Below are 14,595 nucleotides of genomic sequence, written 5' to 3'. Positions count from 1 at the left end.
GCGCGACCCCCACCATGGTCGCCGCCGTACTTATCCCCATCGGCATCGTCACCGTACTCCTGCGCGCCCTGCCGCTTTCCATGTTGCGCGTGCTCAAGGGTAGCCCGTTCATCGACTTCCTCGCCGTGCTCATGCCCGTCGGGGTGATGACCGTCCTGGTGGCCTACACCGTGATCGGCCACGCCCACTCCCCCGCCCACCTCGCCTCCGCGCTCATTGCGTTAGCCGCCACCTTGCTCCTGCACCGCTGGAAGCGTCGCGCGGACCTGTCCATCTTCGCTGGCACTGCCCTGTACATGGTGTTGGTCAACCTGGTGTTTTAGGGGCCAGACGGCGTAGGCGTGCGATTCATATCGTTTCATCTGATAAAAGTCAGGTGACCTGCGGTGATGTGTGTTTTACTGACGCAGTCCGGTTTTCTGGCAATCACACTCATGCATCGACCAAGGAGATCCCCCATGAAGCGCATCACCGCCGCCGCTCTGGCCGCAACCACCGCCCTGTCCCTTGCTGCCGTGCCGGCACAGGCAGTTGAGATTAACGGGAAGGAAACCGGTGGCTATGGCCATAAGTCTTCTTCGCATGTGACCTTCCCTGAGATGGAAAACTACATGGATGCCGCCACCGCAGCTGAGCGGGACAAGAAGGGCGAAGGTCTCTCCGCCCCGTTCCTTGGTTCCGCCCAGAGCGGCATCTTCGAAACCGAAACTGGTGAGGAAGCCGCCAACCAGGGTGCCGTAATGAACTCTTCCTACCGGAACGACGCTAACCGCGGCTACAAGCTCGGCACCACCTACGACATCCTCGTTGGCACCGGCATCGCCGCAGGCGTCCTGGCACTGGTCGGCGCCGCCGCGGCCGCAGCGGGCAAGATCCCGGGTGTCCCGGGTGTGCCGGCCGTTGAGCAGTTCTTCTAAGCCTCACTAGTCGTTGAAGGACCAGTTGCACTCCTCCATGGTCCGCATGGTGTCGTTACGCTGCGGCAGGGAGTAGTTCGTGGACACGAACCGCGTCCCGTCGCGGTAGACGAAGTGGATGTCTGAGTGCTCCTTCAGCGTCTGCAGATACCCCTCCGTAACCAGGGAGTGGCAGGCGGAGCACAGCGGCAGGAGGTTCTCCAGGTCGGTCAAGCCCCCGGTGGCCCAATCCTCGATGTGGTGGATCTCGATGAAGCGCGTGTGCGTGCACCCCGGTGCCGCGCACTGCCCACCCCACATCGCCAGTAGCGCGTTGACCTGACCGTTTGTGGCCAGGCGCTGTTTGCGTCCGGTGTTGATGACGAGGCCGTTGGAGTTGACCGTCGATAGGCGTATGTCCGCATTTGCCAGCAAGCTTGCAATGGCTTTCGACGGCGCGCCCACGTTGTTGGGCATATACCCGCGCCCGTCCGGTGTTGCCAGAATGTTCACGTGCGCACCCGGCGTGGTCAGCGTGTTGCGCGGCGTCGTGCGTGCCATGTGGACGATGCCCATGAGCGCCCGCAGCAGCATGCGCCCGATGGGCAGCCCGTAGCCGGAGACCGTCTTCCGCGCGGGTCGGTTTTCCTCCACCTCCTCGGCGCGCTCGAGGGCAATGTTGATTTCCCCTTCTACCTCGGGGTCCAGATCTTCGAGCACCTCGTCGATATCGCAGTACGCGATCTCCCCGATCTTCAACGCGGCGATGAACGCGGCGCCGTCCGCTGCATTCATATTGCCGTGGAACGCGATATCGCCGTTTTCGCGCTTGTGCAGGCTCAGATAGTACTGCGGGCTGTCGTCGCCCTCCCCGTCCTGCGGCTTCTTCCCCGCGAGCGCGCACTCCAACTCGTGATAGCCCATCCCCAGGGCGAGATCTACCAGTTCACGCTCGTTCTCGGGTGTCATGTACTTCAACAGCAGCCGCACCACCGAGTAGCTAAGCGCAGCGGCAGTGAAGTGTTTGTGGAGGTAACGGAAGGGCCTCAGGCGGTGCGCGACGCTGACGTACTCGTGGGCGGTTGAGGATGACACGCCCAGACGGCGCATGAGGAAGTGCGCGGTGGTCGATGAGCCACATTCGATAGCGAGTGCGAGTTCATCAAACGTTTGGATTGCGGACAACAGCTCCGCTTTGCTCTGGGTCATTGCGCGGTGCGAGTCTTCGATTTGCTGGCTTAATGCGATGGCGAGTGGGTTGGATTCTGTGGCAACTGCGGCGGTCATTTCGGGCCCCCTTGAGGCGAATGCGAGTTCGATTGCGGACATTATAAAACTCGCCCCCGACATTTCTCTGACCTGCGGAAATGCGGTTTAAAGCGATCGCTATAACTTGTCCGCAACTCCGCATTGCGGACAAGTGGGGGCTCACCAACGATTGGCCAGTGCTTATCGACGTCAGCTCCGCCCATGCCCGCCCTCCGGGCCACCCCGCAACTCCGCATTGCGGACAACTGGGGGCTCACCAACTATTGTGGCCCACCAACGAAAAGGGCCCGCGCCGCTGACAGATCGAGCTAGGGTGTGCGGGTGCGCCACGGTGCCCATGGGCTGGTTGGCTCGGACGTTGACGTGCAACTCCGCATTGCGGACAACCCCGGCCCCGCCAACTATAGGGATCCACCAACGAAAAAGGCCCGCGCCGGTGGCGGGGCGGGCCGGAGGTACGTCGATAGGCTATTGCAACTTTGCTTGCGCCTCGGACCAGAGGCCCTCGAACTCCTCCTCGCTGAGGTGGGTGGCCGTGATGCCCTCCATGGAATCGTAGGTGCGCGGGTGTGGGACGGTGCCCATGGGCTGGTTGGCCTGGCCGATGACGCGGCCGTCGACGTAGATGCCGGTGATGGTCTCGGCGGGGTCGAGTTCGATCATGCGGACCATGGTGCACTCGTGGGCGGAGATTTCCTCGAGTTCGGCGATGTTGAGCAGCTCTCCGCCGAGCTCGGGGACGTTGTAGTGGATGCGGACGAAATGTTTCACGTGAAACTCCTAGGAAATTCGGGAGGCGTACGCGGAGCAGATGACCAGTTGGCACATGTGGTAGATCATCAGCGGGATGATCAGGACGCCGAGTGAGGCGCCGCCGAAGATGACGGTGGCCATGGGCAGGCCGGTCGCGAGGGACTTCTGGGTGCCGCACATTTGGATGGCGACGCGGTCTTCGCGCGGGAAGCGCAGCGCCTCCGGGAGGACGCGGGTAAGCCACAGCATAGCGACGACCAGCACGCACGAAAACACGGTGAGGAACACGATCTCCCACGCGGAGACGTTCGACCAGACGCCGGAAACGACGCCGCGGGAGAACGCGGAGTAGACCACCATCCAGATGGAGCCGCGGTCCACGAGCTTGGTCGCCTTCGACTTCGCCAGCTCCCCCACCCGCGGGACGAAGTTGTGCGCGAGCTGGCCCAGGATGAACGGCAGTAACAGCTGCAGCGCGATGTCGCCGAACACGGACGCGTCCACGGACACCCCGTCGCCGGCGCCCATTAGCCACATCACCAAAAGCGGCGTGGCCACCACGCCGATGAGCGAGGACACCGACGCCGCCACCACCGCGCCCGAGACGTTGCCCCGTGCCACGCCGGTGAGCGCCACCGAGGACTGCACGGTGGACGGCACCAGCGACATGAACAGCAGGCCCTGGTACAGTTCCTCGGACATGAATGCCGTGGTGGGCCGCGCGAGGAGGCCGATCACTGGATAGATGACAAACGTGAACGCCAGGATCAGCGCATGCAGGCGCCAGTTGGTTAGGCCCTTCAGTGCCTCCTGGGTGGACAAGCGCGCGCCGTAGAGGAAGAACAGCAGCGCGATGCCCAGCTTCACCGCGACGGCGAACCCGTCCGCGAACGCACCCTGGGCGGGCAGCACGAACGCGAGCGCCGCCGCGGCGACGATGCCGACGAGAAGCGGGTCGAGCTTCTTCATCTACTCGGAAACGGAGACTTTGTCGCCGGCATCGGTCACGGGAACCTCGCGCATGCCGGTGACGGCCGGGCCGGAGACGCGGGCGCCGTCGGCGATGCTGAACACCGAGCCGTGGGCGGTGCACTTGACGGTGTCGCCCTCGACCTTGGTGATCTTCTTCTGCTGGTGCGGGCACACGCTGGAGTAGGCGACGTAGGTGCCGGCGGTGGGCTGGGCGATGATGAACTTGTCCAAGATCACCGCGGAGCCGACGGGCACGTCGGTCTTGGCAACTTCTTCGGGGGCCGCTTCTCCACAGGCGGCGAGGAACGCACCGGCAAACGTGGTTGCGGTGCCGAGCAGGAACATGCGTCGTGAACAGGTCATGATGCGATCGTAGCGCTCTTCATGGCGGCGACGTACTCGGTCAGCTCGGTTTTCAGCGCGTCCATATCGGTCACGCGGTTGCCGTCGATGTACTTGTCGATGATGTTGGTGATCGCCGAGCCGGTGATCGCGCCCGCGGCCCCCGCGGCGATCGCGTCGCGCACGTGCTCCGGCTTCGAGATGCCGAAGCCCAGCAGCACCGGGGCCCCGCCAAACTTCTGCACGTTATCGACGACCTCGCGAAGACCCTCCACCGTCGCCTCCTTGTCCGCGCCGGTCACGCCGTCGCGGGAGATGGCGTAGATGTAGCCGCGCGAGTTCGCGGCCACCGCCTCGAGCGTGGACTCGGACGCCTTCGCCGGGGCGATGTAGATCGGGTCGATGCCGGCCGCGGTGGCGGCTGCGCTGAAGGGGGCGGACTCGCGCACGGGGACGTCGGGAAGCAAAATGCTGTCCGCACCCGCCTCCTTGAACTCGCGGTAGAAGCGCTCGAGGCCGCGCGCGTGCGCGACGTTGCCGTACACCAACATCCCGATCGGCAGGTCCGGGTAGCGCTCGCGGATGGTGCGGATTTGCGCAAGCGCCTTATCGACGGTTGCTCCGCCCGCCAACGCCCTCACATGCGCACCCTGGATAGCGGGGCCGTCCGCGACGGGGTCGGAAAACGGCACGCCGAGCTCCACGGCGTCGGCCCCGGCGTCGACGACGGCGGAGACAATCTCCACCGCGTCTTCCGGGGTCGGGTCCGAGAGCATGATGAAAGGCACGAACGCGCCTTCACCGGCGGCGAAGAGTTTCTCGTAGCGGCTCATTTACTTTTCCTCTCTATCTGCAAGCGTTGCTCGCACGTGGGCGATGTCTTTGTCGCCGCGGCCGGACAGGGTGACCAGCATGTGCAGCGGCTCGACGTCGGACGGGTGTTCGGCGGCGCGCTTGAGCGCGTACGCGAGCGCGTGGGAGGACTCGAGCGCGGGGATGATGCCCTCGTGGCGGGACAGGGCCTGGAAGGCGTCGAGGGCCTCGTCGTCGGTGACGGGCACGTAGGAAGCGCGGCCGGACTTGGCCAGGTGGGCGTGCTCCGGGCCGACGCCCGGGTAGTCCAGGCCGGCGGAGATGGAGTAGGACTCCTCCACCTGGCCGTCTTCGTCGCACATCAGGTACGAATACGTGCCGTGGAGCAGTCCGGTCGTGCCCTGGGCGATGGCCGCGCCGTGGGCGCCGAGGCCGAACCCCTTTCCCCCGGGCTCGGCGCCGACGAGCTCGACGCTGGTGTCGTCGATGAAGTCCGCGAAGGTGCCGATCGCGTTGGAGCCGCCGCCGACGCAGGCGACCACCACGTCCGGCAGCCGCCCGGTTCGCTCGAGGATCTGGGCGCGGGCCTCGGTGGAGATGACGCGGTGGAACTCCTTGACGATCTTCGGGAACGGGTGCGGCCCGGCCGCCGTGCCGAGGAGGTAGTGGGACTCGTGGAAGGTGGCGGTCCAGTCGCGCAGCGCCTCGTTCACCGCGTCCTTCAGGGTGCCCGCGCCGGATTCCACGCCGACGACCTCGGCGCCCATCAGCCACATGCGGTACACGTTCGGCGCCTGGCGTTCCATGTCGGTCTTACCCATGTAGATCACGCACTCCAGGCCGAGCAGCGCGCAGGCGAGCGCGGTGGCGGTGCCGTGCTGGCCGGCGCCGGTCTCCGCGATGATGCGGGTCTTGCCCATCTGCTTGGCCAGCAGCGCCTGGCCGATCACCTGGTTGGTCTTGTGCGCGCCGCCGTGGACGAGGTCCTCGCGCTTGAGAAAGATGCGCGCATTGCCCTCGAGCGGCAGGTTGCGGCATTCGGTCAGCGGGGTGGGCCGGCCGAGGTAGTTGCGGAGCAGGCCGCGGTATTCGGCCATGAATGCGTCGTCGTTGAACGCGTCGACGAAGGCTTGCTCGAGCTGGTCGAGCGCCGGGATGAGCGATTCGGGGACGAACTGTCCGCCGAACTCGCCGTAGTACGCAGGGAGCAGGGTCATTGTGTCAGTCCTTAATTGTGGAAGTCGCGGATGGTGGCGAAGCCTCGCGCCAATGCGGCGGCGTCCTTGTGTCCGCGGGGGTCTTCGAAGCCGGAGTTGAGGTCGAGGCCCGTGCAGCCGGTGCGCAGCGCGTCGGCGAGGTTGTCGGGGGTCAGCCCACCGGCGAGCAGTGCATCGGTGGTGCGGATGCGCGACCAGTTGAACCGCTCCCCCGTCCCGCCGGCGCCAGAATCGAGCACTAGCTTGTCGACGAGCTCCGCCACGCCCGCCGCATCATTGGGCCCAGTCATGTCGATAGCGCGCCACACCCGGACGTCGACCTCGCGGCGGACGCGCTCGATCAGCGCGCGCTCCGCCTCGAGCGAGCCCTGGTACGGTGCGTGGACCTGCACGGCGCTGATCCCGTGGAGCATGATTTCGTCGTAGCCTTCGGTGCGGCGAGACACCGCAACGTAGTCGAGGCCCGGTTCCGCGGCGATGATTTCCGTGGCCGTTTCACGTGAAACATTGCGCGGGGAGGCCTCCTCGAAGATGAGCCCGCCGTACACCGCGCCGGCCGCCTTCGCCGCCTGGGCCGCGGATGCCGAGCGCAGGCCGCAGACCTTGTTCGGTCCGTAGACCAGTTCTCGGCAGGCGCGGTCGATGTCCGGCTGGGAGGTCAGCTGCGAGCCGACGAGGAATCCGTCGGAGTGCCCGCCGAGCCTACGGACGGTCGCGGCGTCGCGGATGCCGGACTCGGCAACCACCACTGCCCCGTCCGGCGCGAGCGCGGCCAGGCGCGCGGAGCGGTCGAGGTCGATGGATAGGTCGTGCAGGTTGCGGTGGTTCACGCCGAAAATCTTCGCGCCCAACCGGGCCGCCCGAGCTACCTCGTCCTCGTCGATGACCTCGGTGAGCACGTCCATGCGTAAAGACTCCGCCACCGAGACGAGGTGCGCGTACTCCTCGTCGGATAGCACCGACAGCATCAACAGCACCGCGTCGGCGCCGAAGTAGCGGGCGGCGTAGATCTGCGCCTCGTCGATGATGAAGTCCTTGCACAGCACCGGCAGGTGCGTGGTGGCGGCGACGGTGGCGAGGTGGTCGTAGTCCCCGCCGAAGTAGTCGGGCTCGCACAGTACGGAGATGGCGGAGGCGTAGCGCGAGTACACGCTCGCGATCTCCCCCGGCTTGTAGTCCTGGCGGATCGTGCCGAGTGAGGGCGAGGCGGACTTGCACTCCATGATGTAGGACGCGCCGGGGGCGGCCAACGCGTCGTATAGCGACCGCCCGGAATACCGTAACGTGTCGAAACGAACGTGACCCACACGCTCACGTCTTCCGTCAATGTGACGTTTACGGTTCGCCACAATTTCGGTCAAAATCTTAGCCACTGTAGTCCGCCTCCTCGTGAGTGCGCAGCCACTGGGCGACGGAGCCGTCGGCAAGCAATTGCTTCGCATGCGCGGTGCCCTCGGCGAGCGAGTCCGCCATGCCGTAGAGGTAGAACATCGCGCCGGCGTTCACGGCCACGGCGTCGCGGTGCGCGGCCGGCCCCTCCCCCGCAAACGTCGCGCGCATGGCCGCGGCGTTCTCCTCGCCGTCGCCCCCGCGGATGTCCTCGAGCGTATGCTTATCGACGCCAAGCTCCGCCGGCGCCACCGTATAGTGTGAAATCTCGCCGTCGTTGAGCTCCCAGACCAGGGTGTCGCCGTGGACCGCGATCTCGTCGGTGCCTGCGCCGTGGACGACAAGCGCGCGGGAGCGGCCGAGCGATTTCATGGTCTCCGCAATAGTTGGTCCCAACCCAGGGTTTGCAATCCCCATAATTTGGAATTCCGGTCGTGCGGGACTCAATAATGGGCCCATCGTGTTAAAAAGCGTGCTCACGCCGAGTTTTTTACGGACAGGTTGCACGAAGGCGATAGCGGGATTGTACGCCGGGGCGAACAGGAAGGTGAAGTTCGAGGACTCGAACTGGCGCACCGCGCGGTCCGGGTCCAGGTCCAGCGGGATGTTCAGCGCCTCCAGCACGTCGGCCGAGCCGGACTTGGAGGACACCGAGCGGTTGCCGCACTTGATCATCTTCACCCCGCCGGCCGCCGCGACGAGGGAGGCGGCGGTGGTGATGTTGATGGTGTTCGCGCCGTCGCCGCCGGTGCCCGCGGTGTCCATGATCCCCTCCCCCGTCACCGGGAACGGGCGGCCCGCCGCGAGAAACGCCTTGGCCGCGCCGGCGATGTCGGCGAAGGTCTCGCCCCGGGTGCGGATGGTGGCAAGCAGCGCCGCGATGTGGACGTCGTCGTAGTCGCCGACGGTTAGCGGGGTGAACGCCTCTACCGCGTCCTCCAAGGTCGGGGCGGGGTTGTTGATGAAGCGTCGGAAGACTTCTACGTGGTCAGCCATTGTCGCGTCCTTTCTGCAGCAGGTGTTCCACGCAGCGCTCCAGAAGCTGGGGCCCTGCGGGGGTGAGGATGGATTCGGGGTGGAATTGGAAGCCGATGGAGTAGCCGTCGTCGGTCTCGGCGGCCATGATCACCTCGCCGATCTGGGTGTCCGTCCAGGCCAGCGGAGTGATCCCGTTGGGCGCTTCGGGCGCGCCTAGGGAGTGGTAGCGGGCAACCGGCACGTCCAGGCCGGGGTGGCCGGGGGCGCCGCCGACCGTGAGGCCGTCGAAAAGCGAGTGCGGTTGTGTCAGGCGTATGGGCACCGAGGTGCCGTGCTCGGGGCCGCACGGTCGCACGCGGCCGCCGAAGTGCTCGATGAGCGCCTGGTAACCCAGGCAAATGCCCAGGATGGGGATGTGGCCCTGCGCGCGCTCGATGACCTCCATCATGCAGTCGGCGGCCGCGGGGTAGCCCGGGCCGGGCGAGAGCACGATGAGCTCCGGGTCCGCGCCGAGCACCGTGTCGGCGGAAACGGTGTTGCGGTAGACCACGGTGTCGTAGCCGGCGAGCGCGTCGACGAGGTTGTAAACGAAAGAGTCCTGGTTATCCAGCAAAACGATCATTTGTGCACCTCCAGTTCGCGGCCCGCGGCGAGCGCTTGGAGCACCGCGTAGGCCTTGTGCAGGGTCTCGTCGGCCTCCGCCTGCGGGATGGAGTCGCGCACCACGCCCGCGCCGGCCTGCACCGTGGCCACGCCGTCGGCCACGAACGCGGAGCGGATGACAATGCAGGTGTCGAAGTCGCCGCTGCCGTGCAGGTAGCCCACCGCCCCGCCGTAGGAGCCGCGGCGCGTGCCCTCCACCCCACGCAACAGATCGGTCGCGCGCAGCTTCGGGGCGCCGGTGAGCGTGCCCATGTTCATGCAGGCTCGGTAGGCGTCAAGCGCGTCCAGGTCCGAAGCCAGCGTCGCAGTGACGCGGCTGACCAGGTGCATCACGCGGGAGTAGCGGTCCACCTGCAGAAGCTCGCGGACGCGGCGGGTGCGCGGCTCGGCCACGCGGGCCATGTCGTTGCGGGCCAGATCCACCAGCATGGTGTGCTCGGCGACCTCCTTGGCGTCGGTGCGCAGCTCAAGCTCCATGCGGGTGTCCAGCTCGTGGTTGACCGTCCCGTCCGGGTTCAGCCCGCGCGGGCGGGTGCCGGCGATCGGGTACAGCTCCACCTGGCGCGTAGTGTGGTCGAACTTCAGGTTGGATTCCGGCGAGGCGCCGAACAGCTCGTAGCCGGGTCCGCGCAGGTAGAACATGTACGGCGAGGGGTTGGACTCGCGAAGCCGCCGGTACGCCCCGAATGCGTCCGAGCACTCCGCCGTGAACGCGCGGGCCGGCACCACCTGGTAGATGTCCCCGTTCGCGATGTGTTCTTTGAGCCCCTCCACGTCCGCGCGGAACTCGGCGTCGGGCACAGTAGCCTTGACGACGGCACGCTCCGCCGACCCGGTGGTCGGCTCGTAGGCGGGCACGGGGCCGTCGATAAGCGATGCGAGCGGCTCCAGATCGATGCCCTCCCCCGCGGCGTCCACACCCGCGAGGTACGCCGTGGACGTCTCGTGGTTGACGCGCAGGAGCACCTCGGCGAGCACAAACTGGAAGTCCGGGTAGGTGTTCGGGCCTGCCTCCACGGCGGGCAGCTGCTCGAAGGAATCGAGGTAGTCGTAGGCGAAGCCGCCGGCGAGGAACGGAAAGTCCTCGTTGCCGTAGCCCGCGCGGGTGGTCAGCGCCCGCAGCACGTCGGCGGAGGACGGCGCGGTGAGGCGCTCGCGCTCGTCGGCAGCGCGTGATGCGGGGAACTCGTAGACGCCCTCGGCCACGCGGTAGTCCTCCAGGCCCAGGTTCGCGGCAATGACCTCACCGGACGGGGTGAGCGGCTCCACCGTCACGCGGCTACCGGTGCAGGTCACACGCACCGAAGCGCGCAGTACCGCTACAGACTGCAGGCCGTTGCGGGTGGTGATGTCGGCGGACTCGAGCAGCACGGAATCCTCCGCGTCGAGTCCGCCGATGTGGGCGAAGAGGCTGGCCACGTCCTCGTGGTAGCGCACCTCGCGGTGGGTGTATTGCATCTGGTCCTCGGTTCTTTCGTATTCGTCGCACCGAGGGTGAAAAAAGGGCCCGCGGCGCTTGGGGTGCAAGCTGGCGGGCCGTGACTTCGTAGGTGGCGCGCCAGTTAGGCGAGCCACCACCAGTTCAAAGAAGTCGTGTACGTCACAAGGGACAACTATAGCGGAACCGAAATTCCGCAGGGATTTTTATTCAGGGAGTTGGTACCGTCCGCGCGGGGCGGCGGCGACGAGGCCGTCCACCTTCAGCCCGGTAATCGCGGCGTGGGTGGCAACCTCCGGGTTCGTGTGCGGGGCGTCCACCAGGGCGCGGCGGACGATCTCGGCGGCGATGTCTTTGTACGCCATCGGCTCCCCCGCCTCGCGCAACACATCCAGGATCGCTTCTTGCCAAGTCATGGGCACCTACTTCTGGTCGTCGGCGTGGCCGGCGGCTCGTCGTAAAGCATCAATGTTCACCGCGGGCTTGGGCTCCTCCGCCTGCTGCTCCCGCGCCTGCTCCACGGCCGCGGCCGCACGCGCGCCGAAGTTGCCGCCGAGCGACGCCGCGACGACGGCCGCCACCAGCGCCACCGCCGGCAGCAGCCACATCCAGCCGGACGCGATGAAGGAAAACGCGGCGCCGAACGCCAGCGCCACGCCCGCCAGCACCCAAAACGGGCCAGCGACCTTGTGCGCCTGGTCCCAGATCGCGCGGTCTTTGCGCACCGCCGGGACGTGGAGGCCGAACCACTTGTTGCCCGGCAGCTTGCCTCCGGCGGCGAGCGCGCCGGGGATGAGCAGAAGCAGGGTCAGCAGGATGAAGATGATGCCGACAACGACGTTGAGAGTGCTCATATTTTCAAACGGGCTCATGGCTTCCAAGCATACGGCGTGGGCAGACACGAAGGAAAAGGGCAACAAAATGCAGTGTGCTGTATAATTACCGGCTACTCTGGACACATGAAAAGTAAGCTCTTAGGGTCGCTACTCTTCTGGGTAGTTGTCGCCATCTTTCTCGGGTTCCTGTGCAGCCTGTTCTTCCCGGACTGGCTTGCTCGTGTCTTTATCACCTTCAACGGCCTGTTCTCCAACTTCCTCGGCTTCTTTGTGCCGGTGCTGATCTTCGCGCTCATCGCTCCCGCCATCGCGGGCCTGGGCCGCGGCGCCGGCAAGTGGCTGGGCATCACCGCGGGCGTGGCGTTCGGCTCCACCGTCATCTCCGGCCTGATCGCCTGGGGCACCGGTAGCGCGCTGTACCCGAAGCTGTTGTCGGGCAAGGACCTGATCACCAACGTCGCGGACCCGGAGGAGGGCGGCCTGACCCCCTACTTCACTGTTGAGATGCCGCCGCCGCTGGCGATTATGTCCGCGCTGCTGCTCGCGTTCATCGTGGGCCTGGCCATGACGGGCGTGAAGTCCGACAACCTCTACAACGTGCTGCAGGAGCTCAACGACGTTGTGCTCAAGGTCGTGGTCACCTTCGTGATCCCGCTGCTTCCGCTGTACATCTTCGGCACCTTCCTGGGCCTGGGCATGAACGAGAACTTCGGCGACACCATGGCCGCCATGGGCGTGGTGCTGCTGCTGTCCGTGGTCATGACTTTGGTCGTCGTCCTGTTGCAGTACCTCGTGGCCGGTGTGGTTGCGGGCGTGAACCCGTTCAAGGCACTGAAGAACATGCTGCCGGCATACTTCACCGCGCTGGGCACCTCGTCGTCCGCGGCGACCATCCCGGTCACCTACGAGTCCACGCTGAAGAACAACGTGGACGAGGACGTCGCCGGCTTCGTGGTCCCGCTGTGCGCGACGATCCAGCTGTCCGGCTCGATGATGAAGATCATGCTCTACGCCCTGTCCATCGTCTACATGGCCAGCCTGGACATCTCGGGCGGTCAGATCTTCGGCTTCATCCTCCTGCTGGGCATCATGATGATCGCGGCCCCGGGTGTGCCGGGCGGCGCCATCATGGCGGCCGCGGGCCTGCTGCAGTCCAACCTCGGCTTCGACGAGTCGATGCTCTCGCTCATGATCGCGTCCTACATCGTCGTCGATTCCTTCGGCACCGCCGCCAACGTCACGGGCGACGGCGCGGTCGCGCTGATCGTGAACAAGTTCGCGTCGGGCAAGCTGCACAAGCAGTCGCCTATCGACGAGCCTTCGGTCGCCGCCACCGGCTCCACCGCCGTGTAGCAGTCCCCTGCTGCCGCGCTGAACCGCCCTCCGGGGCGGTTTTCTTCTGCCCGTGTTTCACGTGAAACTATGGGCTGTCACTGTAGTGAGAGGTGTCCTCACTGTAAAAAGAGACGGCGTCACTGTAAAAACAGAGGGCGTCACTGTAAAAAGAGAGGGAAAAATGGGTTCTCACTGTAAAAAGAGACGGCGTCACTGTAGAAAGTGAGGCCCAATAGGTTTCACGTGAAACATCGCCGGCTCCCGGACCACCCCGCGCCCAGCGCAATCGACTACCCTCTTGCGCATGCCCTTCGAGATCGTCACCACCCACTTCGTGGCCCACGAGAGCGACCTCGAGGAGGCGTACGAGCTCTACCGGGAGCGCATCGAAACGAGTGGTGCTGTCATCTCGGCGGTCTCCCCTCGCCCGCACCCCATCGAGGACGAATTCACACTCTGGGACCTGCGCTGCCAGGCGGCCTACGATAACCTGCCCGCCCCGGAGCAGATGCAGCTGTACGAGCTCAACGCGCTCGTGGACTTCGCCACCACCAACCGCGATAACGCCATCGAAAAGTTCTTCTTCGAGGACCACGACGCGCCGACACACCTCCCCGCCAGCCTCGGCGGCCTGACCGACCTCACACTCCGCGACGAGCCGCACGGCACCCTGTCGCTCACCACCATCGTCTACCTCGGCTCACCCGAGCACATGCTGCTTGCGCAGAAGCTTTTCGACGACACCGTGGCCGACCTCAATGCCGTCGCCTACCAGCCATACGTGGCCCCGCTCGAGGGCACGGAGCACGCGGGGCTGGTCGGTCCCCTGTGGCTTCGCGATGCCACGCTGAACATCATCGGCAAGGGCGACGGGTACTTCTCCCCCGGCAAGGAGGCGTGGGCGGGGTGGTTGTTGACGTCGGATGGACCGGAGGACGTCGATAGGCAGTTGCACGAACGCATTGACGCCGACGCCGTGGTGATCACCCGCGCGGTGCAGGAGCCGTTCTAGCAGCGAAAAAGCACCGGCGCGGAGGAAGGGAAACTCCGGGCCGGTGCCTTTTAGGGTGCCGCGCTTACGGCGTCATCTGCGGGCTCAGCGGATCAACCTGCTCCGGAGCCTCTGCCCCGCCCAACGGGGAGTCGGAGACCTCGGCGCCGCCGAGCGGCGAATCGGTCATCTCGGCGCCGCCTAGGCCGGTGTCGCCGGAGCCGCCAACGGACGAACCGCCGGACATGGAGCCACCGGCGGAGGAGCCACCGGCGGAGGAGCCGCCTGCCGAGGAGCCGCCTGCCGAGGAGCCGCCGGACATGGAGCCGCCCGCGGAACCGTCAGACACCGAGCCACCCGCGGAGGAGCCGCCCGCGGAGGAAGAGCCGCCGGACACCGGGTCCTCGGAGGACACGGCACCGGACGGGTTCACGCCGGTGGTGTCCGTGTCACCGTCGCTGTCGTTGCAGGCGGTGAGGCCGGCGGCAGCCAGCACGAGTGCGGTAGCCGATGCGGCAATACGAGTGTTTGCAGACATAATTCTCCTTCTCGTGTCGGATTCATCCCGGGGTGTCTCGCCCGGATCACAAACTTTCTACGGAGCCTGTCTGCGAAACGCTTGTGAGCGGAGGGGGAACTGACGTACTGCTTCGTAGCAGAACAATAACCCGGTCCCTGCGCTGCAGGAACCGGGTTATTGGGT

17 protein-coding genes are annotated in these 14,595 nt (G+C 66.0%); 4 read left to right on the top strand and 13 right to left on the bottom strand.

What is annotated here, in order from left to right; translation table 11 throughout:
- Positions 1-14: 14 nt before the first annotated feature.
- Together O5O53_RS02600 and O5O53_RS02595 are read left to right on the top strand one after the other, a co-directional pair.
- Positions 15-323: a branched-chain amino acid transporter permease gene (locus O5O53_RS02600; protein WP_239356564.1), complete on the top strand. Its 309-nt coding sequence runs from the start codon at positions 15-17 to the stop codon at positions 321-323.
- 135 nt (positions 324-458) lie between these two features.
- Positions 459-917 carry a hypothetical protein gene (locus O5O53_RS02595; protein ID WP_269508773.1) on the top strand — a complete coding sequence of 153 codons (459 nt, stop codon included), beginning with the start codon at positions 459-461 and terminating at the stop codon, positions 915-917.
- Positions 918-923: 6 nt separating this feature from the next.
- Here the strand turns inward: O5O53_RS02595 and O5O53_RS02590 are convergent, their stop codons facing one another.
- From O5O53_RS02590 to O5O53_RS02535, 12 genes are all read right to left on the bottom strand, one after another.
- Positions 924-2,183, bottom strand: coding sequence for an HNH endonuclease signature motif containing protein (locus O5O53_RS02590; RefSeq protein WP_269508771.1), 1,260 nt, complete (start codon positions 2,181-2,183; stop codon positions 924-926).
- 450 nt (positions 2,184-2,633) lie between these two features.
- Complete coding sequence (locus O5O53_RS02585; protein ID WP_063937066.1) at positions 2,634-2,936, bottom strand: hypothetical protein; 303 nt, start codon at positions 2,934-2,936, stop codon at positions 2,634-2,636.
- Between the two features lie 9 nt (positions 2,937-2,945).
- On the bottom strand, positions 2,946-3,887 hold the full coding sequence (locus O5O53_RS02580) for a bile acid:sodium symporter family protein (protein ID WP_269508769.1): 942 nt from the start codon (positions 3,885-3,887) through the stop codon (positions 2,946-2,948).
- Positions 3,888-4,253 (bottom strand): Rieske (2Fe-2S) protein, encoded by a 366-nt coding sequence (locus tag O5O53_RS02575; RefSeq protein WP_194559906.1) that lies wholly within the window; start codon positions 4,251-4,253, stop codon positions 3,888-3,890.
- A complete protein-coding gene (trpA, locus tag O5O53_RS02570) occupies positions 4,250-5,065 on the bottom strand; it encodes a tryptophan synthase subunit alpha (RefSeq protein ID WP_269508767.1) in 816 nt (271 codons plus the stop codon). The genes O5O53_RS02575 and trpA overlap by 4 nt, the downstream gene beginning before the upstream one ends.
- A complete protein-coding gene (gene trpB, locus O5O53_RS02565; protein ID WP_269508765.1) occupies positions 5,066-6,262 on the bottom strand; it encodes a tryptophan synthase subunit beta in 1,197 nt (398 codons plus the stop codon).
- A gap of 11 nt (positions 6,263-6,273) precedes the next feature.
- On the bottom strand, positions 6,274-7,635 hold the full coding sequence (gene trpCF, locus O5O53_RS02560; protein ID WP_269508763.1) for a bifunctional indole-3-glycerol-phosphate synthase TrpC/phosphoribosylanthranilate isomerase TrpF: 1,362 nt from the start codon (positions 7,633-7,635) through the stop codon (positions 6,274-6,276).
- Positions 7,628-8,647: an anthranilate phosphoribosyltransferase gene (trpD, locus tag O5O53_RS02555; protein WP_269508761.1), complete on the bottom strand. Its 1,020-nt coding sequence runs from the start codon at positions 8,645-8,647 to the stop codon at positions 7,628-7,630. Before trpD ends, trpCF begins: the two co-directional genes overlap by 8 nt.
- Positions 8,640-9,251, bottom strand: a complete 612-nt coding sequence (locus O5O53_RS02550) for a glutamine amidotransferase-related protein (protein ID WP_269508759.1) — start codon at positions 9,249-9,251, stop codon at positions 8,640-8,642. The genes trpD and O5O53_RS02550 overlap by 8 nt, the downstream gene beginning before the upstream one ends.
- Entirely contained in the window at positions 9,248-10,750 is a 1,503-nt protein-coding gene (locus O5O53_RS02545) for an anthranilate synthase component 1 (RefSeq protein WP_269508757.1), read from the bottom strand. Before O5O53_RS02545 ends, O5O53_RS02550 begins: the two co-directional genes overlap by 4 nt.
- 186 nt (positions 10,751-10,936) lie before the next feature.
- Complete coding sequence (locus O5O53_RS02540; protein ID WP_239307386.1) at positions 10,937-11,146, bottom strand: winged helix-turn-helix domain-containing protein; 210 nt, start codon at positions 11,144-11,146, stop codon at positions 10,937-10,939.
- A 6-nt stretch (positions 11,147-11,152) separates the two neighbouring features.
- Positions 11,153-11,602 carry an SdpI family protein gene (locus O5O53_RS02535; protein WP_239307387.1) on the bottom strand — a complete coding sequence of 150 codons (450 nt, stop codon included), beginning with the start codon at positions 11,600-11,602 and terminating at the stop codon, positions 11,153-11,155.
- Positions 11,603-11,689: 87 nt separating this feature from the next.
- Here O5O53_RS02535 and O5O53_RS02530 point away from each other — a divergent pair, with 87 nt between their 5' ends.
- Both O5O53_RS02530 and O5O53_RS02525 read left to right on the top strand, forming a co-directional pair.
- The gene (locus O5O53_RS02530; RefSeq protein WP_269508755.1) at positions 11,690-12,919 is read left to right on the top strand and encodes a dicarboxylate/amino acid:cation symporter; all 1,230 of its coding nucleotides are present in this window, start codon (positions 11,690-11,692) and stop codon (positions 12,917-12,919) included.
- A 286-nt stretch (positions 12,920-13,205) separates the two neighbouring features.
- Positions 13,206-13,913, top strand: a complete 708-nt coding sequence (locus O5O53_RS02525) for a hypothetical protein (RefSeq protein ID WP_269508753.1) — start codon at positions 13,206-13,208, stop codon at positions 13,911-13,913.
- Between the two features lie 64 nt (positions 13,914-13,977).
- On the opposite strand, the gene O5O53_RS02520 is transcribed toward O5O53_RS02525, so the two are convergent.
- Positions 13,978-14,430 carry a hypothetical protein gene (locus O5O53_RS02520; RefSeq protein WP_269508751.1) on the bottom strand — a complete coding sequence of 151 codons (453 nt, stop codon included), beginning with the start codon at positions 14,428-14,430 and terminating at the stop codon, positions 13,978-13,980.
- Positions 14,431-14,595 lie beyond the last annotated feature (165 nt).

The sequence above is a fragment of the Corynebacterium faecium genome, from assembly GCF_027257105.1.
GTDB lineage: Bacteria > Actinomycetota > Actinomycetes > Mycobacteriales > Mycobacteriaceae > Corynebacterium > Corynebacterium lehmanniae.
Note: the sequence above shows the minus strand (reverse complement) of the source record. Positions and strands in the feature narration are given on the sequence as shown.